Source organism: Streptomyces sp. NPDC055025, assembly GCF_053608565.1.
Genome location: NZ_JBSGVS010000012.1, coordinates 16,333 through 38,216, shown reverse-complemented (window position 1 = coordinate 38,216; position 21,884 = coordinate 16,333). Strand labels below are relative to the sequence as shown.

Annotated in this window: 20 protein-coding genes; 11 read left to right on the top strand and 9 right to left on the bottom strand. The window is 71.0% G+C overall.

The window, feature by feature from the left end:
- Window positions 1–47: 47 nt before the first annotated feature.
- Both ACWGDX_RS10130 and ACWGDX_RS10125 read right to left on the bottom strand, forming a co-directional pair.
- A complete protein-coding gene (locus ACWGDX_RS10130; protein WP_453624044.1) occupies window positions 48–2,102 on the bottom strand; it encodes a thioredoxin domain-containing protein in 2,055 nt (684 codons plus the stop codon).
- Between the two features lie 75 nt (window positions 2,103–2,177).
- Window positions 2,178–2,495: a helix-turn-helix domain-containing protein gene (locus tag ACWGDX_RS10125; RefSeq protein WP_453624042.1), complete on the bottom strand. Its 318-nt coding sequence runs from the start codon at window positions 2,493–2,495 to the stop codon at window positions 2,178–2,180.
- 153 nt (window positions 2,496–2,648) lie between these two features.
- Here ACWGDX_RS10125 and ACWGDX_RS10120 point away from each other — a divergent pair, with 153 nt between their 5' ends.
- The gene (locus ACWGDX_RS10120; protein ID WP_453624040.1) at window positions 2,649–4,103 is read left to right on the top strand and encodes an ATP-binding protein; all 1,455 of its coding nucleotides are present in this window, start codon (window positions 2,649–2,651) and stop codon (window positions 4,101–4,103) included.
- A gap of 183 nt (window positions 4,104–4,286) precedes the next feature.
- Here ACWGDX_RS10120 and ACWGDX_RS10115 read toward each other — a convergent pair whose 3' ends face one another.
- Both ACWGDX_RS10115 and mca read right to left on the bottom strand, forming a co-directional pair.
- On the bottom strand, window positions 4,287–4,526 hold the full coding sequence (locus ACWGDX_RS10115; protein ID WP_382853230.1) for a hypothetical protein: 240 nt from the start codon (window positions 4,524–4,526) through the stop codon (window positions 4,287–4,289).
- On the bottom strand, window positions 4,519–5,400 hold the full coding sequence (gene mca, locus ACWGDX_RS10110) for a mycothiol conjugate amidase Mca (RefSeq protein WP_453624038.1): 882 nt from the start codon (window positions 5,398–5,400) through the stop codon (window positions 4,519–4,521). The genes ACWGDX_RS10115 and mca overlap by 8 nt, the downstream gene beginning before the upstream one ends.
- 97 nt (window positions 5,401–5,497) lie before the next feature.
- On the opposite strand from mca, the gene ACWGDX_RS10105 reads away from it, so the two are divergent.
- Entirely contained in the window at window positions 5,498–5,899 is a 402-nt protein-coding gene (locus tag ACWGDX_RS10105; protein ID WP_453624036.1) for a DUF4307 domain-containing protein, read from the top strand.
- A gap of 326 nt (window positions 5,900–6,225) precedes the next feature.
- On the top strand, window positions 6,226–6,723 hold the full coding sequence (greA, locus tag ACWGDX_RS10100) for a transcription elongation factor GreA (protein WP_363081455.1): 498 nt from the start codon (window positions 6,226–6,228) through the stop codon (window positions 6,721–6,723).
- 165 nt (window positions 6,724–6,888) lie between these two features.
- Here the strand turns inward: greA and ACWGDX_RS10095 are convergent, their stop codons facing one another.
- The 3 genes from ACWGDX_RS10095 to ilvA form a co-directional block, all read right to left on the bottom strand.
- On the bottom strand, window positions 6,889–7,740 hold the full coding sequence (locus tag ACWGDX_RS10095) for an ABC transporter permease (protein ID WP_453624034.1): 852 nt from the start codon (window positions 7,738–7,740) through the stop codon (window positions 6,889–6,891).
- Window positions 7,737–8,822, bottom strand: coding sequence for an ATP-binding cassette domain-containing protein (locus ACWGDX_RS10090; protein WP_453624032.1), 1,086 nt, complete (start codon window positions 8,820–8,822; stop codon window positions 7,737–7,739). Before ACWGDX_RS10090 ends, ACWGDX_RS10095 begins: the two co-directional genes overlap by 4 nt.
- Before the next feature lie 136 nt (window positions 8,823–8,958).
- Window positions 8,959–10,188: a threonine ammonia-lyase gene (gene ilvA, locus ACWGDX_RS10085; RefSeq protein WP_453624031.1), complete on the bottom strand. Its 1,230-nt coding sequence runs from the start codon at window positions 10,186–10,188 to the stop codon at window positions 8,959–8,961.
- A gap of 155 nt (window positions 10,189–10,343) precedes the next feature.
- On the opposite strand from ilvA, the gene ACWGDX_RS10080 reads away from it, so the two are divergent.
- The 3 genes from ACWGDX_RS10080 (at window position 10,344) to ACWGDX_RS10070 (ending at window position 12,033) form a co-directional block, all read left to right on the top strand.
- A complete protein-coding gene (locus ACWGDX_RS10080; protein ID WP_453624030.1) occupies window positions 10,344–10,913 on the top strand; it encodes a MarR family winged helix-turn-helix transcriptional regulator in 570 nt (189 codons plus the stop codon).
- A 281-nt stretch (window positions 10,914–11,194) separates the two neighbouring features.
- Entirely contained in the window at window positions 11,195–11,779 is a 585-nt protein-coding gene (locus ACWGDX_RS10075) for a sigma factor-like helix-turn-helix DNA-binding protein (RefSeq protein ID WP_453624028.1), read from the top strand.
- Window positions 11,776–12,033: a hypothetical protein gene (locus ACWGDX_RS10070; protein ID WP_453624026.1), complete on the top strand. Its 258-nt coding sequence runs from the start codon at window positions 11,776–11,778 to the stop codon at window positions 12,031–12,033. Before ACWGDX_RS10075 ends, ACWGDX_RS10070 begins: the two co-directional genes overlap by 4 nt.
- A 354-nt stretch (window positions 12,034–12,387) precedes the next feature.
- Here ACWGDX_RS10070 and ACWGDX_RS10065 read toward each other — a convergent pair whose 3' ends face one another.
- Window positions 12,388–13,587, bottom strand: coding sequence for a cystathionine gamma-synthase (locus ACWGDX_RS10065; RefSeq protein ID WP_453624024.1), 1,200 nt, complete (start codon window positions 13,585–13,587; stop codon window positions 12,388–12,390).
- A 159-nt stretch (window positions 13,588–13,746) separates the two neighbouring features.
- Between ACWGDX_RS10065 and ACWGDX_RS10060 the strand changes: the two genes are divergently transcribed.
- The 4 genes from ACWGDX_RS10060 to msrA all read left to right on the top strand — a co-directional run bounded on the left by ACWGDX_RS10060 (window position 13,747) and on the right by msrA (window position 18,777).
- Window positions 13,747–14,850 carry a hypothetical protein gene (locus ACWGDX_RS10060; protein WP_453624023.1) on the top strand — a complete coding sequence of 368 codons (1,104 nt, stop codon included), beginning with the start codon at window positions 13,747–13,749 and terminating at the stop codon, window positions 14,848–14,850.
- A gap of 206 nt (window positions 14,851–15,056) precedes the next feature.
- Window positions 15,057–16,760: a M48 family metalloprotease gene (locus ACWGDX_RS10055; RefSeq protein ID WP_453624022.1), complete on the top strand. Its 1,704-nt coding sequence runs from the start codon at window positions 15,057–15,059 to the stop codon at window positions 16,758–16,760.
- Between the two features lie 163 nt (window positions 16,761–16,923).
- Window positions 16,924–17,964 carry a hypothetical protein gene (locus ACWGDX_RS10050; protein ID WP_453624020.1) on the top strand — a complete coding sequence of 347 codons (1,041 nt, stop codon included), beginning with the start codon at window positions 16,924–16,926 and terminating at the stop codon, window positions 17,962–17,964.
- Window positions 17,965–18,111: 147 nt separating this feature from the next.
- Window positions 18,112–18,777 (top strand): peptide-methionine (S)-S-oxide reductase MsrA, encoded by a 666-nt coding sequence (gene msrA, locus ACWGDX_RS10045; RefSeq protein WP_453624018.1) that lies wholly within the window; start codon window positions 18,112–18,114, stop codon window positions 18,775–18,777.
- Window positions 18,778–18,832: 55 nt separating this feature from the next.
- Here msrA and ACWGDX_RS10040 read toward each other — a convergent pair whose 3' ends face one another.
- Entirely contained in the window at window positions 18,833–20,575 is a 1,743-nt protein-coding gene (locus ACWGDX_RS10040; RefSeq protein ID WP_453624017.1) for a purine-cytosine permease family protein, read from the bottom strand.
- 406 nt (window positions 20,576–20,981) lie between these two features.
- Between ACWGDX_RS10040 and ACWGDX_RS10035 the strand changes: the two genes are divergently transcribed.
- A complete protein-coding gene (locus tag ACWGDX_RS10035; RefSeq protein WP_453624015.1) occupies window positions 20,982–21,881 on the top strand; it encodes a hypothetical protein in 900 nt (299 codons plus the stop codon).
- Window positions 21,882–21,884 lie beyond the last annotated feature (3 nt).

Genomic DNA, 21,884 nt, shown 5'->3' with positions numbered 1-21,884 from the left:
TACTGCGTTTCCGGCCGATTCACCGCACGTCGTAAATCGGCCACAGATCACTCGAACACGCCCAACTCGGCGCGCAGTACGCCCACTTCGGTTGTGGGGGCGGTGCATACGAACCGCCGGCAGACATATGCGGCGGACCGCCCGCCGACCAGCGGCCGGTCCGTCAGCAGCGGGAACCCGTCGCCGTCCGCGGGGCCGTACGCCACCACCGCGCCGGGTGCCGTCGCGAGCAGTGCCGTACGGTGCAACTCCCGCGCCGCGGGGTCCTCCTCCGGCCCGACGACGGCGATCTCACGCGGCCCGTCGAGCAGCGCCTCGGCGACCGCGAGCCCCCAGCCGATGAAGCGCGGCGCGCGCGGCCCCAGCGACTTCACCACGCCCAACGCCCCTTCGGCGGCGGCGCGATGGGGTTCGGAGCCGGTGTGCGCGGCATAGGAGAGCAGGGCTCCGGCGGCGGCGGTCCAGCCGGACGGCGTCGCGTTGTCCGTCGGATCCTGGGGCCTGCGGATCAACTGTTCGGCGTCGTCGGCGGTATCGAACAGCGCGCCGTCCTCCGCGACGAAACGGTCGAGCACAATGTCCAGCAGGAATCCGGCGAATTCCAGCCAGCTTCCCTCGCCGGTGACCGCGGCGAGCGCCAGAAACCCCTCGGCCACATCCCCGTAGTCCTCCAGCACCCCGGCGTGGGCACCGGACCTGCCGTCCTTGGAGGTACGGACGAGGCGCGCGGTGCCGGGCGTGTCACCCAGATGCACCCGCACCAGCAGATCGGCGGCCTCCGTGGCCCGCTCCACCAGATCCGGCCGGTCGAAGTAGGCGCCGGTCTCGGCCAGCGCGGCGATCGCGAGCCCGTTCCAGGCGGCCACGATCTTGTCGTCCCGGCCGGGCCGGGGCCGCTCCTCACGCGCGGCGAGCAGCCGGGTCCGTACGGACTCGACCCGCGCGGCGTCCGCCATCCCGCCGCCCTGCGGGAGTTGGAGCACCGAGGCGCCCTCCGCGCCCTCCTCGAAGGTGCCCTCGTCGGTCACCCCGTAGTACTGGGCGGCGAACTCGGCGTCCGGCCCGCCCAGCACCTCGCGCAGCTGCTCCGGGGTCCAGACGTAGTACGCGCCCTCGGCGTGCCGTCCGGTGCCGTCGTCGCTGTCCGCGTCGAGCGCGGAGGCGAACCCGCCCTCGTCGGTGCGCAGTTCGCGTACGAGGAAGTCCGCGGTCTCCACCGCGACCCGCCGGGCCAGATCGGATCCGGTGGCCCGCCACAGATGGGCGTAGACCCGGCACAGCAGCGCGTTGTCGTAGAGCATCTTCTCGAAGTGGGGCACGGTCCACTCACGGTCGACCGAATACCGCGCGAACCCGCCGCCGAGCTGATCGTAGATCCCGCCGCGCGCCATCGCCTCACAGGTGTCGGAGGCCATCTGGAGCGCGCCCTCGGCGCCGGTGCGGGCGTGGTGGCGCAGCAGGAACTCCACCACCATCGACGGCGGGAACTTGGGCGCCCCGCCGAACCCGCCGTGCCGCGCGTCGTACTCCCGGGTCAGCCCGAGCAGCGCCTGCGACAGCTCCGCCTCCCCCGGCACCCCTTCCCCGCCGCCGTGCGCGAGCGACCGCCCGGACAGCTCCCGTACGATCCGCCCCGCGACCTCCGCGACCTCCTCGCGCCGGTCGGTCCACGCGGCGCTGACCCCCTCCAGGACCTGCGGGAAGGACGCCATGCCGTGCCGGGGCGCGGGCGGGAAGTACGTACCGAAGTAGAAGGGCTCCCCGTCCCCCGTCAGAAACACCGTCATGGGCCACCCGCCCTGCCCGGTGGCGGCCTGCACGGCCTCCATATAGACGGCGTCCACATCGGGCCGCTCCTCGCGGTCCACCTTGACGCTGACGAAGTGCCGGTTCATGTACTTCGCGGTCGTGGTGTCCTCGAAGCTCTCACGCGCCATCACATGGCACCAGTGACAACTGCTGTACCCGACGCTCAGCAGCACCGGCACATCCCGCCTGCGCGCCTCCGTGAACGCCTCTGCCGACCAGGGCCACCAGTCCACGGGGTTGTCGGCGTGCTGGAGGAGGTACGGGGAGGTCTCATGGGCCAGTCGGTTCGCCATACCCCCATCCTGCCCCAGCCCTCCCGCACCGCCGCCGCAGGCGCGGACGTCTCGGCACGAAGGCGAACCTGCCCCTCAGGCGATGGCCGCGATGTCCCCGTCGTCGAAATAAATGGCCTGGTGCAAGCGCCCGCCCAAAGCCACGGCGAATCGGGCGAGCACGTCCTGGCCGGAAATGTGTCCCCGCTCGATCTGCGACACACGCCCCTTGGTGACGCCCATACGGTCGGCCACTTCCTGCTGGGTCAGCCCCCGGGCCCGCCGCAGCTCCGCCAGGCGGCGGCCGGTCGTCTCCGCGAGAAGCTCCTCCTTGCCCGCCCGCACAGCCTCCTCGCCTCCGGCACGGGCAACATGTTCAGCGCGAATGTCCCGCCAACGCGTATAGCCGCTCACGGTCGTCCTCCTTCTCCCCGCTGTCTATACATCTGGGTATAGCGAACGCTATACCCTCGCCTTGACGTCGCTTCTCGCGGCGAGGCTGGGGCAGGTTCGAGGATTTAGGTAGAATCAATCTACGTAGATTGAATCTACCTTCTGGGAGCGATCATGGCCGCCACCCCCTTCGTCGGCCGGGGCGCCGAGTTGAATCTGCTGCGCAAGCGTCTCGACCGTATCCTCGCGACCGGTTCCGGTACCGCCGTGGCCATCAGGGGCCGGCGGCAGGTGGGGAAGTCGCGACTCGTCCAGGAGTTCTGCGACCGGGCCCGGCTTCCGTATCTGTTCTTCACCGCCACCAAGGGCGCCTCTTCCCCGGAGGCCCTCGCCGCCTTCCACACCGAGCTGCGCGAGTCACGGCTCCCGGGCGACGACGCCCTGCTCTCGGCGAGTCCGCCCTCGAACTGGCCGGACGCCTTCCGGCTCCTCGCCTCCGCGCTCTCGGAGGCGCCCGGGGTGGTCGTACTCGACGAGCTGCCCTGGCTGGCGGAACAGGACCCGGTCTTCGACGGCGCCCTCCAGACGGCGTGGGACCGGCTGCTGTCCCAGCGGCCCGTACTGCTCCTGCTGCTCGGCAGCGATCTGCACATGATGGAGCGGCTCACCGCGTACGACCGTCCCTTCTACGGCCGCGCCGACAGCTTCGTCCTCGGCCCGCTCAATCCCGCGGAGACCGGAAGCGCGCTCGGGCTCGACGCCGTGGACGCCATCGACGCGCATCTGGTCTCCGGCGGACTGCCCGGCATCCTGCGCGCCTGGCCGCACGCGACACCCGCCCTCGACTTCATCGAGGCGGAGTGCGCCGACCCGGCCTCCCCTCTCTTCAACGTGCCCGAATCGGCGCTCATGGCCGAGTTCCCGGCACCCGACCAGTCCCGCCGCGTGCTGGAGGCGATCGGCGGTGGCGACCGTACCCACTCGAACATCGCGGCCACCGCGGGAAGCAGCAGTGGCGCCCTGCCCTCGGGGGTGCTCTCCCCGATACTGCGCCGGCTCTCGGAGGAGAAGCGGGTGCTCGCGGTGGACAGCCCGCTCTCCGTCAAGCCCGGGAAGCCCGCGCTCTACCGCGTCGCGGACAGCAATCTGCGGTTCTATCTCGCGGCCCTGCGGTCCGCGCAGGAACAGACCCGGCGCGGGCGCCCGGAGGCGGCCTTCCGGCTGGTGCGGCGGCGCTGGGCGTCCTGGCGGGGCCGCGCCGCGGAACCACTGATCCGCGAGTCACTCGAACTGGCCGCGGCGGAGGGGGACTTCCTCTGGCCGGAGACCGAGGCGGTGGGAGGCTGGTGGAACCGGCAGTTCAGCCCGGAGATCGACCTGATCGGCGCGGACCGCGCGCCGGTGGCCGGATCGCTGTTCTTCGCCGGCTCCGTCAAATGGCTGGCCACCCCGTTCGACCAGCACGATCTCGCCACGCTGGAACAGGGCGCGGCGCGGGTGCCCGGCTTCATCCCGGGCACCGCCGGTCTGGTCGTCGCCACCCGCGCCGGAATGACGGCCGGAATCACCCCGGACCGTGTCGGGCTGCTCTGGGGCCCCCGCGACATCGTCACCGCCTGGCCGACGTGACCATACGGCCGACGTGACCGCACGTCGCGTACGTACGGCCCGCGTACGGGACCCGGGCGTCCGGCGCCCGCGCGTCAGGAGACCCGGGGGTCCGGCGTCGCGCGTCAAGAGACCCGGGCGTCCCCCGCCCGGGTGTCGAGAGGGCCGGCCGCCGCTCGGGGCGGCCGGTCGGCGGCAGACGCGCTATTCGCCGTGCGGCGCCTTCGGCGGAGCCGCGGCCGGGGTCTTCTCCGGCTCCGGGGTCTCCTCGAAGTTGACCATGCTCATGTGCCGGTTCATCGACTTCATCAGCAGCCACACGCCGCCCGCCATCACCGCGAACACGATGAACCCGAGCACACCGGGCGTCACCTTGTTCTCGTCCAGCTCCTTGGCGAGCGGAAGCATGTGCGTCATTGCCTGGGTCGCATACATATCAGGCATTGTCGCGGACGCCCGCGAAGAGGTCGCTCTCGGGGAGGGACGTATCGACGTAGGACTTCGCCAGCTCGTACTCCTCGGTCGGCCAGACCTCACGCTGGACGTCCATCGGCACCCGGAACCAGCCCCCGTCGGGGTCGATCTGCGTGGCGTGCGCGATCAGCGCCTTGTCCCGGATCTCGTAGAAGTCCGCGCACGGGACGTATGTGGTCAGCGTCCGCTCGTCGCGCTCGGACTCCTGCCAGCGCTTGAGCCAGTCCCCGTACGGCGACTCAAGGCCGCGCGCCAGCAGCGCCTCGTGCAGCGCGACCGTACGCGGCCGGTTGAAGCCCTGGTTGTAGTAGAGCTTCTGCGGCTGCCAGACCGGACCGAACTCGTCCTCCGGGTACTTCTCCTTGTCCGCCGCCGCCTCGAACGCCACCACCGAGATCTTGTGGGTCATGATGTGGTCGGGGTGCGGGTACCCGCCGTTCTCGTCGTACGTCGTGATGACCTGCGGCCGGAACGAGCGGATCGACCGCACCAGCCGGCCGGCCGCCTCGTCGACGTCCACCAGCGCGAAGCAGCCCTCGGGCAGCGGCGGCAGCGGATCGCCCTCGGGCAGCCCGGAGTCGACATAGCCCAGCCACTCCTGCTCGACGCCGAGGATCTGGCGCGCCTCCTCCATCTCCTTCTTACGGACCTCGTGGATGTGCTCCTCGATATAGGCGTCACCCTGGAGCTTGGGGTTGAGGATGGAGCCGCGCTCGCCACCCGTGCAGGTCACGACCAGCACGTCCACCCCCTCGGACACGTACTTGGCCATGGTGGCCGCGCCCTTGCTCGACTCGTCGTCGGGGTGGGCGTGAACGGCCATCAGCCGTAGCTGCTCAGTCAAGACTCGATCCTCAGTGATTCGTCGCATCGGACGGCTTCTATAGTGACGGATACCCGGGGGCGGAAATTCCGGCCGCCCGACGCGGAAAGGGACGATCATGGCTGTGGTGCGCGAGCAGCTTCCCCCCGGTCGTTACGGCCGCTCGGCGGACGGGCACGCGGACCACCGGCTGCGGATCATCGGCGCCGTCCTCGGCGCCGTGGTGATCGCCCTGATCGGCTGGTTCGGCTATCACTATGTGGTCGATCGCAGTGTCTCCGGGGAGCTCATCAAGTTCAAGGTGGTTTCCGCCACCTCCGTCGAGGTCCATCTGGAGGTCCGCAAGGACCGGGACGCCGGCGGCAGCTGTACGCTGCGCTCCCTCGCGGAGAGCGGCGCCGAGGTGGGCCGCAAGGACGTGCGCTTCGGCCCCGGCGAGACCAGGATCGACGAGGTCGTCACCGTGCGTACGACAGCGACCGCGACCAGCGCGGAGCTGCTGGACTGTACGTCGGACTGAGTTCCGCGTCACGTCGGACCGATCCGTGGCGGACCGACTTCCGCGTCGGACCGAGTCCGTGCCGGACGGATTCCGTGGCGGACGGGCTCCGTGCCGGACCGGCTCCGTGGCGACCGGCTCCGCTCGTACCGGCTCCCCGGGCATCGGACCCGCCGCGCGTCTCGGCGTGAGTCCCGGCGCTGACCTGCGTCGACGTAATTCTCATGGCTTTCGTCCTCCCCCTCGCGCCACGAAATTGTTAGGCTCGTGGTTTCGCCCGACCTAGAAGGAAACATTCTTCTGGGTAGGGCGTTGCTTTGTATTCCCGGTACCTACGAGGAGCACCTGTGACCCAGACCAGCGAAAACGTCACCTGGCTCACCCAGGAGGCGTACAACCAGCTCAAGGCCGAGCTGGAGTACCTGTCTGGTCCCGCCCGCACCGAGATCGCCATGAAGATCGCGGCGGCCCGTGAGGAGGGCGACCTCCGGGAGAACGGCGGGTACCACGCGGCCAAGGAGGAGCAGGGCAAGCAGGAGCTCCGGGTACGCCAGCTCACCCAGCTCCTGCAGAACGCGAAGGTCGGCGAGGCCCCCGCGGACGACGGCGTCGTCGAGCCCGGCATGGTCGTGACGATCGCCTTCGACGGTGATCCCGACGACACCCTGGACTTCCTGCTGGCCTCCCGCGAGTACGCCAGCTCGGAGATCGAGACCTACTCGCCGCAGTCCCCGCTGGGCAGCGGTGTCAAGGGCAAGAAGGTCGGCGACACGGCGGAGTACGAACTGCCCAACGGCAAGAAGGCCTCCGTGAAGATCCTGGACGCCAAGCCGTACCAGGGCTGAGGTGCCAGGGCTGAGGTGCCAGAGCTGAGGTGCCAGAGCTGAGGCACCAGGCCCGAGACCAGGCCCGAGCGCGACAACAGCCCCCGGCCCATGAGAGCCGGGGGCTGTTTCCGTACGGCGTACGCGTCGCCTCGGACGGCAGGGACCTCAGGTCCCTCAGGTCCCTCAGGCCGTCGCCGAGCGGTATTTCCGTACCGCCAGCGTCCGGAACACCGCGATGATCACGACCGACCAGATCAACGAGGCCAGGACCGGATGCTCCATGGGCCAGGCCGTGGACTCCGAGACCCCCGGGTTGCCGAACAGCACCCGGCAGGCCTGCACCGTCGCGCTGAACGGATTCCACTCGGCAATGTGCCGCAGCCACGCCGTCATCCCGCTGGTGTCCACGAAGGCGTTCGAGATGAAGGTCACCGGGAAGAGCCAGATCAGCCCGCCCGAGGTGGCGGCCTCCGGGGTACGGACGGACAGCCCGATCAGCGCGCCGATCCAGGAGAAGGCGTAACCGAGCAGGAGCAGCAGCCCGAACGCGCCGAGCGCCTTCGGCACCCCCTCGTTGATGCGCCAGCCGACGAGCACGGCGACGACCGCGAGCACCACCACGGTGAGCGCGGTCTGCACCAGGTCGGCGAGCGTACGGCCGGTGAGGACCGCGCCACGCGCCATGGGCAGCGAGCGGAACCGGTCGATGAGGCCCTTGTGCATGTCGTCGGCGATTCCGGCGCCCGCGCCCGCCGTGGCGAAGGTCACGGTCTGGGCGAAGATCCCGGCCATCAGGAAGTTGCGGTAGACATCGGGGTCGACAGTGCCGCCCACCTGGAGTGAGCCGCCGAACACATAGCTGAACATCACCACGAACATGATCGGCTGGATGAGCCCGAAGAGGACGACCTCGGGAATCCTGGTCATCCGGATCAGATTGCGGCGGGCGACGACCAGCGAGTCGGTGGCCGACTGGACGATCCCGCCGCGCGGGCGGGGGGCCGCGGTCGGTGCGGCTTCCGTGGTGACGGTCACTTCCCGGCCTCCTTCGTGGTCTTGACGCTCTTGGCGCTCTTGGCGGCCTTGGCTGCCTTGCCGGTGCCGGAGGCGCCCGCGGTGCCCGCGGTTCCGGTGGTGCCCGCGCTCTCCTCGCCGTCGGTCACCCCGTCCTCGGCCGCGTGCCCGGTCAGGGAGATGAAGACGTCGTCGAGGGTGGGGCGGCGCAGACCGATGTCGTCGATCTCGACCCCGCGGGAGTCCAGCTCCCTGATGACCTCGGCGAGCAGCTTGGCGCCGCCGGTGACCGGGACCGTCAGCTTGCGGGTGTGCTCGTCGACCGTGACCGCCGTCTCGCCGCCCTTGCCGAATGCCGCGAGCACCGTGCGCGCGGTGTCGATCCGGTCGCGCTCGTGCACGACGACCTCGACGCGCTCACCGCCCGTACGGGCCTTGAGCTGGTCGGCGGTGCCACGGGCGATGACCCGGCCGTGGTCCACGACACAGATGTCATGGGCCAGATGGTCGGCCTCCTCCAGATACTGCGTGGTGAGCAGCAGCGTCGTACCGCCGGCCACCAGCTCCTGGATGATGCCCCAGAGCTGCTGCCGGTTGCGCGGGTCGAGGCCGGTCGTCGGTTCGTCCATGAACATCACGGGCGGGGAGACGACGAGCGCGGCGGCGAGGTCGAGCCGGCGGCGCATACCGCCGGAGTAGGTCTTGGCGGTGCGGTCCGCCGCCTCGGAGAGATTGAAGCGCTCCAGCAGCTCGTCCGCGCGCGCCTTCGCCGCCCGGGAACTCATCTGGTAGAGCTGGCCGACCATCCGCAGGTTCTCGCGGCCGGTCAGATACTCGTCGACCGCCGCGAACTGGCCGGAGAGGCCGATGGAGCGGCGGACTTCGTTGGGGTGCTTGAGGACGTCGATGCCCGCGACCACGGCCTTGCCGCTGTCGGGCCGGAGCAGGGTGGTCAGTACCCGCACGGCGGTGGTCTTTCCGGCGCCGTTGGGTCCGAGGAGCCCCAGGACCGTGCCTTCGGGAACATCGAGATCGACGCCGTCCAGAGCCCTTACATCGCCGAAGGTCTTCACCAGGCCTTCGGCGTAGATGGCGCCTGGCATGAAGTTTCTCCAGTGGATCGCTGTCGGTGCTTCTGCTTATGCAGAGCTTAGGTTCGCTGGTCGTCCCATGCCTGGGCATTACTGAAGTACGGTCGTGGCACGCCAGGACCGGAACACTAACGCGATACATCGCGACTCACAAGAGGATGGTGTAACCCGCCGTCCGCAGCGCCGACTCGACCTGCGCGCAGTGCTCCGGACCCTTGGTCTCCAGATGCACCTCCACGTCCGCCTCCGCCAGCCCGAGCCGCGGATCGGTCCGCACATGGCTCACATCGAGCACATTGGCGTCGGCCACCGACAGCACGGTGAGCATGGTCGCGAGCGCGCCCGGCCGGTCCGTCACCCGTACCCGCAGACTCAGATACCGCCCGGCGGCGGCCATCCCGTGCCGCAGGACGCGCTGCATCAGCACCGGGTCCACATTGCCGCCGGAGAGCACCGCCACCACCGGTCCCCGGAAGGCCCCCGGATCGCCGAGCAGCGCGGCCACAGAGCTCGCCCCCGCGGGCTCCACGACCAGCTTCGCCCGTTCCAGACAGAGCAGCAGCGCGCTCGACAGCTCGTCCTCGGAGACCGTGCGGACCTCGTCGACCAGCTCCTGGACGATCTGGAACGGTATGTCGCCGGGGCGGCCCACCTTGATGCCGTCCGCCATCGTCTGCGGGGTCTCGACCGACATCGGCCGGCCCGCGCGCAGCGAGGGGGGATACGCGGCGGCGCCCTCCGCCTGCACCCCGACCACCCGCACCTCGGGGCGTACGGACTTCACGGCGAGGGCGATCCCCGCGGCGAGCCCGCCGCCGCCGATCCCGACGACGACCGTCCGTACCTCGGGGCACTGCTCCAGGATCTCCAGCCCGACCGTGCCCTGTCCGGCGATGATGTCCGGGTGGTCGAAGGGGTGGATGAAGACCGCGCCGGTGTCCCGGGCGTACTCCTGCGCGGCGGCCAGGGTCTCGTCCACCACCTGTCCGTGCAGCCGGACCTCGGCGCCGTAGTCACGGGTGGCCGCGATCTTGGGCAGGGGTGCCGCGAGCGGCATGAACACCGTCGACCGGACGCCGAGAAGGGTGGAGGCGAGCGCGACGCCCTGGGCGTGGTTGCCCGCGCTGGCGGCGACGACACCCGCCGCGCGCTCCTCGGGGGAGAGACCCGCGATCCGCACATAGGCGCCGCGCAGCTTGAACGAACCGGTCCGCTGGAGGTTCTCGCACTTGAGATGGACGGGGGCGCCGACGAGCCGGCTCAGATATCTGCTGCCCTCCATCGCGGTCGTCCTCGCGACGCCGGAGAGCATCTTCTGTGCCCCTCTGATGTCATCGAGGATCAGGGGACGCACGGGGCGCGACGTACCGAAGCTCATGGATGCCAGTCTCGCAGCTCACCGGGTCGGCGGCTGTCCACGACCGCCGACCGTGAATCCCTGCCCATGGGTTTGCGCAGCCCGGGTACGGGCGGGGTCATCCACGCGTACTCTGTCCCCCACCAACCGACCCCCGCACCAGAGAGCCCCCAGCCATGCCCCCCATTCAGGACATGACTTCCGCTGCGTCGGCCTCCCGGGAGATGGCCTCCGAACCCTTGGGTGACGCCGGCCTCCTCGACGCCCTCCAGCACCAGGTGGCCGTCTTCGCCCGGCGGGCCGAACAGACCCGGCTCGGCGGTGTCGGCCAGGTCCGCAACTCCATGGACCGCGCCGCGTATCTGCTGCTCAACCGGCTCGACCAGGAGGGCCCGATGGGTGTCAAGGCCCTGGCCGCGGGCATGGGCATCGACTCCTCCACGGTCACCCGGCAGGTGGCACCGCTGGTGGACACCGGCCTTGTCAAACGTACTTCGCACCCGGAGGACGGCCGTGCGGTCGTGCTCCAGCTCTCGGCGCGCGGACTGGCCAGGCTGGAGGAGGTCCGCTCGTCGCGGCGCGAACTGATGGCGCAGGTCACGGGCGGCTGGACGGCCGACGAACGGCAGTCCTTCACCACACTGCTGACCCGGTTCAACGGGGCGCTGTCGGCGCGGGCGGCCGGACAGCCGCAGGGCGAGGGCGAGGGCGATGCGGACGGCCGGGACACGGCCGGGGACTCATAACCCGTCCCGGGGACGGCACTTGACGGGTCGAGGGCAGCACTTGACCGGTCGGGAACGGCACTTGACCGGCCAGGGCGGCGATTGACCGGTCGGGGGCGGCGATTGACCCGCCCGCCCGTGGTCGGCCCCGGGGGCCGGGAATCGTGGCCGGCCTTCTCATGGCCGCCCGCTCATGGCCGACCCGTTCATGACCGGCCCGCTCATCACCGACCCGCTCATCACCGGCCTGTGCTCGAAAGGCACTCTTGACCGTGGCCCGCCGACGCGCGTCTATTGAGGACGTGCGAGAGCGGCGGACTGCCACTGATCGCCGCCGCGCCCTGGAGTTCGAGGCGTTCGCCGCGGGTGCGGGCGGCCGGCTGCTGCATGCGGCGGCGCTGCTCACGGGCGAGCCCCCGGACGCGGCGCCGCGCGCCCAGCGTCTGCTGATCGCCGCGCTGGCCCGTACGTACGCGGACTGGGACCGGCTGCGCGGCGAGGACCCGTACGACCGCACCCGCCAGGATCTCGCCCTCCGCTTCGCCCGCACCGCCTGGCACCCCCGCCGGCGCCGCCCCACGGCGGGTCTCCTGGCCCGGCTGGGGCCGCAGGAGCGGGTCGTACTGGTCCTGCGGCTGTACGAGGGCGTGGCCGAGGAGCAGACGGCGGCCCTGATCGGCCTCCCGGTGGAGCGCGTCCACACGATCTGCGCACGCGCGATCAGAATGTTGCGGCAGAAGACCGTCCGCCGCCCGGCGGCCGGCCCCCGCCCGGCGGCCGGCCCCCGCGCGGTGGGCGGCCCCCGCGCGGTCGGTCCCCTCGCAGGGGGTTCCCTCGGAGGGAGTCCCCTCGGAGGGGCCGTGCCATCGCGGGAGGCGCGGTCATGAGCGGGTACGAGCACGGCGACCGCAAGTCCGCCGAGGTACGGCGCATGCTGGAGGCGGGCCGGCCCGCCGTGCCCGGCGATCTCGTACCGCGCGCCACCGAACTCGGCGTACGGCTGCTGCACCGCCGCCGCGCCGTGCACCGGGTGCTGTGGACGCTGCTGTTCGTCGCCGTGGTCGTCTTCACGGTCTGGGCGTCCGTGGCCCACCCGTGGACCGTGCCGCCCGTCGAGACGACCCCGCCGCTGGAGTGGTAGGCCGGGTGAGGGGCGGCGTGGGCCGCGCTGTGGGCCGACGGTCCGCGCGGTGGGCCGGGTGACGGTCCGTGTGCTGAGCCGCCGCCCGGCGCGCGGCGGACGTCAGGAACGCGCCGGGCTCCGGCCTGATCCGGACGTCCGGCCCGATCCGGACGGAAGGCCCCGCTCGGGCAGGGCCTTTCGAAACACGGCCTAGGGTCTTTCGTTTGGATCTGGCTGGGTGAGGGAGCGGGGTCTGGTGCCGTGGATCGCAAGGCGGAGGAGGGAGCCCACGCGGAGCGTAGGCGACCGACGACAACGCCGCGAGGCGCGGTGCCAGGGCACGCGAGCCCAGCAAGATCCAAACGAGAGGCCCTAGCCCAGCGCCTGCTGGAGGTCGGCCAGCAGATCGTCTCCCGACTCGATGCCCACCGACAGCCTGACCAGGTCGGACGGCACCTCCAGCGCCGAGCCCGCCGCCGACGCGTGCGTCATCCGGCCGGGGTGCTCGATCAGCGACTCGACGCCGCCCAGGGACTCGCCCAGCGTGAAGAGCTTCGCGCGGTCGCAGACCGCCACCGCCGCCTCCTCCCCGCCGTCGACCCGGAAGGAGATCATCCCGCCGAACGCCTTCATCTGCTTGGCGGCGACCTCGTGGCCGGGGTGGTCCGGCAGGCCCGGGTAGAGGACCTTCGAGACCCGGGGGTGCTTGGTGAGCATCTCCGCGATCCGCGTCGCGTTCTCGCAGTGCCGGTCCATCCGCACGGCGAGCGTCTTGATGCCCCGCAGCACCAGCCACGCGTCGAACGGCCCGGCGACGGCGCCCATCGCGTTCTGGTGGTAGATCAGTTCGTCCGCCAGCCCGGTGTCGTCGACGATCAGCGCGCCGCCCACCACGTCCGAGTGACCGCCCATGTACTTGGTCGTCGAATGGACGACGACATCCGCGCCCAGCGCCAGCGGCTGCTGGAGATACGGACTGGCGAAGGTGTTGTCGACGACGAGCCTCGCCCCGGCCGAGCGCGCGATCCCGGCCAGACCCGCGATGTCGGTGATGTTGAGGAGCGGGTTCGACGGGGTCTCGACCCAGATGACCTTCGTACGGGGCGTGAGCGCGGCCCGTACCGCCGCCGGGTCGGAGGTGTGGGCGACCGAGAAGTCCACCCCCCAGCGCGAGAGGACCTTCGCGAAGAGCCGGAAGGTGCCGCCGTAGGCGTCGTCCGGGATCACGACATGGTCGCCGGGCGCCAGCAGCGTACGGAGGAGGCAGTCCTCGGCCGCGAGACCCGACGCGAAGGCGAGTCCGCGCCGGCCGCCCTCCAGTGCCGCGAGGTTCTCCTCCAGCGCGGTACGGGTGGGGTTGGCGCTGCGGCTGTACTCGTAACCGCCGCGCAGCCCGCCCACTCCGTCCTGCTTGTAGGTGGAGACCTGGTAGATCGGCGGCACGACCGCGCCGGTGAGGGGGTCGGCGGTGTTGCCCGCGTGGATGGCGAGAGTCTCGAAGCGATGGTGCTCGTGCTGGAACTCGTGCTCGCGCTCGCCGGGGTACTGCTCGCTGGGGTGCTGGTGGCTCATGAGGCCCGAGCGTAGCGCCGGACGCGGAGTACCGGGCACACGCGGCGGCGCGGCGGATGGCCGGAGGCGGCCCGGTCGGCCGGGGGCGACCGGGGGCGGCCGGACCGGCGTGCGCACCGGGCGGGGTACGCGCCGTGCGGCGTCCGGGACAATGGGGCCATGGAGATTCTCTGGTTCCTGATCGCGACGGGCCTGCTGGCCGCGGTCATCGGCCCGTACGTCATGCGCCGCCGCGGCGGTATCCGCCAGGTCGCCCCCGGTTCGCCCGACGCCGCCGATCCGGCCGCGTACGGTTTCGTGCTCCAGGAGGAGCTGGACATCCGGCTGCCCGGCCCGGACCAGGATCTCCTCGACGTACTCGATGTCGTCCAGCACACCCAGGACTGGCGGGCCGCCGCGCAGTTGCTCGCGGGCACCGGCAAGGACGGCGAGGTGCGCTGGCAGCGCGTCCAGGCGTTCGCCGGCGCGGCCTCGCTGGAGCTCCAGCGGCGGCCCGGCGTCGGCGGGGCCTGGCTGCGGGCCTGGCGCTCCGACGCGCCGAAGGACGCGGGCGGCGCGGCGGTGCACGCGGAGTTCCTGGTGCAGCAGGCCTGGCGGTCCTCGGCCGCCGGGACCGACGACTTCCGGATCATCCTGGAGGAGGCCCGTACGGTCTGCGGCGAGGCGGCCCTGCTGGCGCCCGGCGACCCGGTGCCGTACATCACCGAGCTGGCCGTGGCGCGCGGGCTCGCCTATCCGCACGAGCGGTTCGACCAGCTCTGGGCGAAGGTGATCGACCGCGCCCCGGCGCACATGGGCGCGCATCTCGCCGCGCTGCACTACTGGTGCGAGAAGTGGCACGGTTCGCGCGAGGAGGCCGACCACTTCGCGACAACGGCCGCGGCGCGCGCGCCGCGGGGCTCACTGCTGGCGGCGCTGCCGCTGTTCGCGGTGTACGAGCATCTGCCCGAGGTCAATCTGGTGCAGGGCTTCTACCGGAGCGCGGTGGTGGGCAAGGCGGTCGAGGGCGCGCTCTTCGCGGTGCACGCGGCCCGGCCCGACGACCCGATGCTCGCGCATGTACGGCATCTGCTGATCCTCTTCCTCGTACGGCAGGAGCGCTGGGCGGAGACGATGAACCAGCTCGTACAGGTGGACGGGCATGTCGGGGCGCTGCCGTGGACGCTCGAAGGAGACCCGGCGCAGGTGTACGCGGTGTACCGGGCGCTGGCGGTGGCGGGATACGAGGCGAACGGCGGAAACCCGGCGACGCTGCCGCGGTAGCGCCCCTCGCGCGGGCCGCGTCCCCGGCCGTCCCGCGTCCTCCGCCGTCCCCTGCCGTCCACCCCGCGCCATCCGCCGTTCACCGCCGTCCACCGCCGTTCACCGCCGCCGTATTCACTTTGCCGCGCCGGCCTGTGGTGCGACATACTCCCGGTCCCCCCACGCAACACTGTCATGCTCATTTTCCTGTGGGGGGAATCTGTCCGATGGGCGCAACTCTGCGCGCGCTGCGCGCCCTCGTCCTGCTGACCGGCTTCTATCTGTTCGGGCTCATCCTGCTCGGGGCCCTCGCCGCCATCGACTGGACCGCGACGCTCTGGGCCCCGGCCTCCGTGTACGGGAAGCTCTACATCATCACCGCGCTCCTCGCGATCCCGGTCGTCCGCGGCATGTTCCTGCTCCGTACACCGAAGAACGAGGACGTCGCCGGTCTGCCGGTCACGGAGGCGCGGGAGCCCCGGCTCTGGGCGACCGTACGTACCCTCGCCGAGCAGGTCGGCACACGCGCGCCCGACGAGATCGTCCTCGTCGGCGAGACGAACGCGGCGGTCAGCGAGGACTCCCGGTTCCTGGGCCTGGTGGGCGGCAGGCGCCGGCTCTTCCTCGGGCTGCCGCTGATGGCCGGGCTGACGGAGGCTCAGCTACGGGCCGTACTCGCCCATGAACTCGGCCACTACAGCAACGCGGACACCCGGCTCGCGGCGATCACCGTACGCGGCCGGTTCCAAGTGCTGCGTACCGTCGCCCACTTCGAGGAGCGGGCGGGGAAAACCGCCGCCAAGGAGCGGGCGCGGCAGGAGAAGAAGGCGGCCAAGGCGCTGGCCAAGGGCAAGAAGGCCAAGGAGGTCGACACCTGGGGCGCGGGCGTCACCTACCGCACGATGGCCAGGCTCTACACGGGGTACGCGAAGCTCTACGTCCGCGCCACCGAGTCGGGTTCGCGCCGCCAGGAGCTGGCGGCCGATCTGGCCGCCGCCCGGATCGCGGGACGTGACGCGACGGCCTCGGCGCTGCGCGAGATCCCGGTGCTCGACGCCACGCACGAGTTCTACATGCGGTCGTACGCGACGCTCGGCGTCGGCGCGGGGCTGCTGCCGCCCCGGGGCGAGGTGTTCGGCGGTATCCGGCATCTGCTGGCCGCGCGCCATGAGGAGCTGGACACGATGCGGCGCGAGCTGCCGACGGAGACGTCGTCGCCGTACGACTCGCACCCGCCGATCGCCGAGCGGGTCGCCAGGATCGAGGCGCTGCCCGACGACGGCCGCGCCTCGGAACCGACGCGTCCGTCGCTCGGCCTGCTGAGCTCCCCCGAGGAGGCCCTCGCCGCGCTCGAACAGGTGGTGCTCACGCCCGAGGCACTGACGATGCAGCGGGCGGAGTGGCCGCAGCTCGTGCACGAGTCGATGGCGGTGTACGCGGACCGCTTGGCGGAACCGCTGCGGGAGGCGATGGAGGCGGTGGCTGTGGTGGCGGTGCCGGTGGCGGCAGGCGCCGATGCGGCGCGGCCGTCCCTGTCCGCTTCCCCGTCCTCATCCCCGTCCCCGTCCCCGTCCCCGTCCTCATCCCCGTCCCCGTCCTCCCCTTCGTCCTCGCTGTCCGCGCTGCTGGATGTGATCGACGGGGGCGCGCTGTGGGAGGTGGCCGACCGGCTGCCGAAGTCCGAGGAGGCGCGGGCGGCGACGGGCCGTGTGGCGCGCGAATTCGCCCGCCCGGCGCTGCGCCGGGGCCTGTCGCACCTGGTGACGAGCGACCTGATCCGGCGCGGCCGGGCGCACTGGCAGCTCTCGTGGACGGAGTCCGCGCGGCTGCTGCTGCCGACGGGGTACGAGGAGTCGCTGCCGGCGGCGCTGGACGCGGCGGTGGCGGACGCGCCGGACACGGCGCCGCTGCGGAAGCTGCTGGCGTCCTGAGGCGCCTCAAGGCGTCCGTCGGCGGCACGGTCCTTCCGCGCCCCGTCGTCCTTCCGCGCCCCTGGTTCCTCATCCCCGTAGCTGTCGCAGTCCCCCTCCCCGTCCCCACCTCTTCTTCTTTGATTTCTTCTTTGATCGGATTCCCATGGGCCGCCTGCTCCCCGTGATCGTTGTGACGATCGCCATCTACTTCTGGTTCAGGGCGCGCCGCGCGGGCTCCTCCGTCGCGCCCGCCACCGTCAAACCGTCCGCACGCTCCGCCGAACTCGGCTTCCTGCCCGTGGAACAGCTGGACGACGACCACTGCGCACCGCCCGCGCCCGAACTGCTGCGCGCGCTCGCCGGTGTCCGGTCCGGCGACTGGCGGCCCGCCGCCGAGCTTCTCGCGGCCGTCGGTACGGACTGGGAGAGACGCTCGATGTACGCGTTCGACCTCGGTACCGTCGCGGCCAAGGAGGACGGCTGGCTCCTCACCTGGGAGAAGAACCGCCCGGCCGATCCGGACGCGGCCATCGTCCGGGCCCGGAGCACCGTGAGCCTCGCGTGGGAGCTGCGGGGCGCGGCCCGCGCCGCCCGTACGAGCTCCGAGCAGTTCGACGGCTTCCACCGCACGCTGACCCGCTCGCGCGGCGAGCTGGCCCGTGCCGCGGAGCTCAATCCGCAGGACCCGACCCCGTATCTCACCGAGATCTGGACCGCGCTCGGCCTCGGCTATCCGGACGAGGAGATGCACCGGCTCTGGGCGGAGGTGACGGCCCGCGCCCCGCACCACTACGAGGCCCACTTCAGCGCCCTCCAGTACTGGTGCGCGAAGTGGCGCGGCTCGGACGAGCAGGCCCGCGAATTCGCGGCGCGCGCGGCGGAGGGCGCCGCGCCCGGGACGCTGATGACGGCGTTCCCGCTGATCGCCTTCTTCGAGGCGCACCTGGACGAGCAGGTGAAGCCGTCGACGTACAGCGGCCCGGAGCTGACCGCGCTGGTGGACGCGGCCCTGGCCGACGCGGCGGCGGCCGACGAGAGCCATCCGCGCCTGCCGGAGCTGCGGCATCTGCTCGCCTACTTCCTGGTCAAGCAGCGCAGGTACGAGGCGGCGGTGGAGCAGTTCCGGCTGGTGGACGGCTATGTGGACGCGCTGCCGTGGCGCTACTACGGCAAGGAGTTCTATGTGGCGCACCGGGAGGAGGCGGTCCGCAAGTCGAGGTGAGTCGGGCGCGGAGCGGGGCGGGTACGGGGCGGAGCGGGGCGGGTACAGGGCGGGGCGGGTACGGGGCCGGTTCGGACGGCTTTACGGAATGTCCGAGGGGGCCGGTACGTTTGAGAGAGCAGGACCCCACAGCCGAGGAGACCTGAGATGTTCCTGACCCGCCGCACCCCCGAGCTCCCCACCCCGGAGCAGACCCTGCCCGGCCGCCCCGAGCGCGATTTCCCGGTGCCCTCCCGCCACACGGTCCTCGGCAACCCGCTGCTCGGTCCGTACCCGGAGGGCCTGGAGGTCGCCGACTTCGGCATGGGCTGTTTCTGGGGCGCCGAGCGCACGTTCTGGCAGAAGGACGGCGTCTGGACGACGCTCGTCGGCTACCAGGGCGGCACGACACCGAATCCGAGCTACGAAGAGGTCTGCTCCGGCCTCACGGGCCACACGGAAGCGGTCCGCGTGGTCTACGACCCCAAGGTGATCTCGTACGCCGAGCTGCTGAAGCTCTTCTGGGAGTCCCACAACCCCACCCAGGGCTTCCGCCAGGGCAATGACGTGGGCACCCAGTACCGCTCCGCGATCTACACCCACTCCCCCGCCCAGGCCAAAGCCGCGGACACCGCCCGCGACGCCTACCAGCAGGTCCTGAAGGACTCCGGCTACGGCACGATCACCACGGAGATCCTCCCCTCGACGGGCCGCACCTTCTACCCGGCCGAGGCCTACCACCAGCAGTATTTGGACAAGAATCCGGCGGGCTACTGCGGCATCGGCGGCACGGGCGTGTCCTGCCCGATCGGCGTGGCCAAGACCACCGGCTGAGCCTGACTGAGCCGGCGGCACACGGCATCGAGCTGTGCCGCCGGCCAGTGGTGTATCAGGCGACGCGGTCCGCGAGCCCGGCGGGCAGCAGGTGGACGCCTGCCTTGTCCGTGCTGAGGCACAGTGAGCAGACCATCGCGTCATGCGTACGGCAGGCGGCCACGTCGGGGCGTTCGAACTCCTGGTGGCACACGTGGCACTCGTACGGCACCGCGCTCGGGTTGCCGTCGGCGTCGAGCAGCGGTTCGGCGATACCGTCGTCGGTGCGCCGCAGGTAGTAACGGCCCTTGGTGACGATCGCCATCAGCGGGGTGAGGACGAACGCGATCAGGGCGGCGGCGACCGCCGAGTACGGTTGCAGCGCGTCGCCCAGGACATGGAAGTACATGGCGATGGACAGCCCCGAGGCGGCGGTGAAGGCCACGACACCGACCGGGTTGACCGCGTACAGCATCCCCCTGCGGAACTCCGGTACGAGCGGGGAGAGTTTGAGCAGGTACTTGTTGACCATGATGTCGGTGGCGACGGTCACGACCCAGGCGATCGCGCAGTTGGAGTAGAACCCCAGGATGCTGTTGAGGAAGCTGAACATGTCCGCTTCCATCAGGATCAGCGCGAACAGCAGATTGACCAGGACGAAGACCATCCGGCCCGGATAGTGCTTGGTGACGCGTGTGACGGAGTTGGTCCACGCGAGCGAGCCCGAGTAGGCGTTGGTGACGTTGATCTTGATCTGGCTAATCACGACCAGGACCACCGCCAGCGGGACGACCAGCCAGGACGGCATCATCGCGTCGAAGGCGCCCCGGAACTGCTGGATGGGCTCGGTGGCGGCGGCCGGTCCCACCTCGGAGAGGACGTAGACGGCGAGGAACACCCCCATGGCCTGCTTGAGCGCCCCGAGGACCACCCAGCCGGGACCGGCCATGATCACGGCCGTCCACCAGGTACGGCGGTTCGCCTCGGTCTTGGGCGGCATGAAGCGCAGGTAGTCGATCTGCTCACCGATCTGCGCGATCAGCGAGAGGCACACGCCCGCGCCCAGCAGCACCGAGGCCGTGTTGACGGCCCCCTCGCCGTCGGTGCCCGCGTACGAGAGCCAGCGGTCCACCGTGCCGGGGTCGGTGGCGATCAGGTAGATGAGCGGTCCCGCCATCAGCAGAAGCCAGATGGGCGTCGTCCAGACCTGGAGCTTGCTGAGCGCCTTCATCCCGTAGATGACCAGGGGAATCACCATGACCGTGGAGACCAGATAGCCCGCCCACAGGGGCAGGCCCAGCCCCAGTTTCAGCCCCTGCGCCATGATCGAGCCTTCGAGGGCGAAGAAGATGAAGGTGAAGCTGGCGAAGATGACACTGGTCAGTACGGATCCGTAGTAGCCGAATCCGGAACCCCGGGTGATCAGGTCCAGGTCGATGTTGTACCGGGCCCCGTAGTACGCGAGCGGGAAGCCGGTGACGAAGATGACGGCCGCCGCGAGAGCGATCGCGGCGAGCGCGTTACCGGTGCCGTGGGTGAAGCCGATGCCGGCGCCGATGGAGAAGTCGGCGAGGTACGCGATCCCGCCCAGCGCGGTGGTCGCCACGACCATGGGCGTCCAGCGGCGGTAACTGCGGGGCGCGAAGCGGAGGGTGTAGTCCTCCAGGGTCTCGCTGGCGGCGGGCCCGGCGGGGTCGGCGGACCCGGCGGGTGCGGCCGACCCCGCCGACCCCGTGGGACCCGCCGGACCGGTCCCCGCCTCCGGCGCCGGGGGCTCCTGACCGCTGCCGGGCGCCATCAGTTGTGGCTCGCTGCTCATGCCGCGCCTCCTGGGGAGAGTGAGGTGGACTGTTCAGGGCGATGCTCGTCACCGGCCGGGCAGGCCGTACGCGGTCGTACGCGGCCGTAGGCGCGGTACGCGCGGGTGCGCGGGTGTACACGCGGGGGTCGGTCCGTACGGCGCACGCGCGGGAGCGGTGGGAGGAGTGGGGACGGATCAGCCATGACCCCGTGTCATGAGCGCGGACATTAGTCAGAACCTGTTTCCTGCCAGCGCTCCGCAGGTGAAGGAACCGTTTCCGGTTACTCTCGGCACCCGACGCGACACACCCGAGAGCGCCCGCCCGCACAGCCCACCCGGCCGCGCCCGCCCACACCCGCCCGCACAGCCCACCCACACACAAAGTCGCGCGCGGATCAGCGGGCGGCGGCGCTAGCTTGGGCTCATGTGCGTGTCCATGGATCAGGCCCAGTTCTCCGGCACCACCCTGTATGCCGGGCGGCTGCGCCATGACGTGCATGGGCTGGTCCATGTGCTGGGCTATCAGAACACCGCGGTGAATCTCGCCGACGGTCCCAACGCCATGCTGCTCCATCTCCCGGCGCGGCGGATGAGCAGGGCGAACTTCCTTTCGGTGGGGCGCAGTTCGGATGTGCTGCACCGTATGGTCGAGGCCGTACGACCCGTTGCCGCCGGTACGCGGTCGGACATCGCGTGGATGGGCTGGGACGACGGCGAACGGGTCGAAATGTTCGACCACGACATCTACACCGTGCTCCTCGCCACCGACCCGACCCTGCTGCCCGCCGCCCTCGCGCGGGTCCCGCCGCACCGGCGTCCCCGTCTCGATCCCCCGCTGCTGGAGTTCTACGCCGATCACTACCCGGGGTACCCCATCGCGGTGTGCTGCTTCGACAACGCCGAAGCGGAACAGGCGAAGCCGCTGCTCATGTGGTACGAGCCCATGTTCCCCGACCGGCTGATCCTGCCCGCCCTGGACTGTCACACCGGAGAGCCACCGGACCTCAAGGGCAAGGTGTCCGCCGATCACTGGGTGCTGTACGGAACCGATGAGGCACCGCCCGGCTGGGGCGAGCCCGTCGGCTATCCGCCCCGTATGCGCCACGAGCTGCGCGGTTTTCTCCCCGACACCGTCATGGGCACCTACTTCGGCGAACGCCCCCTGCCCAACGGCGACTTCGTCCTCCCTCACGAGGACCTGCTGGCGGGACGTCTGAACCGGATCCGCCGTCTTCCGCCCTCACGCCCGTCTTCGCCCCTGCCCTCGTCCTCGTCCCTGCCCTCATCCGGGCCCTCGCCCTCGTCCGGGCCCTCGCCCTCCTGACGA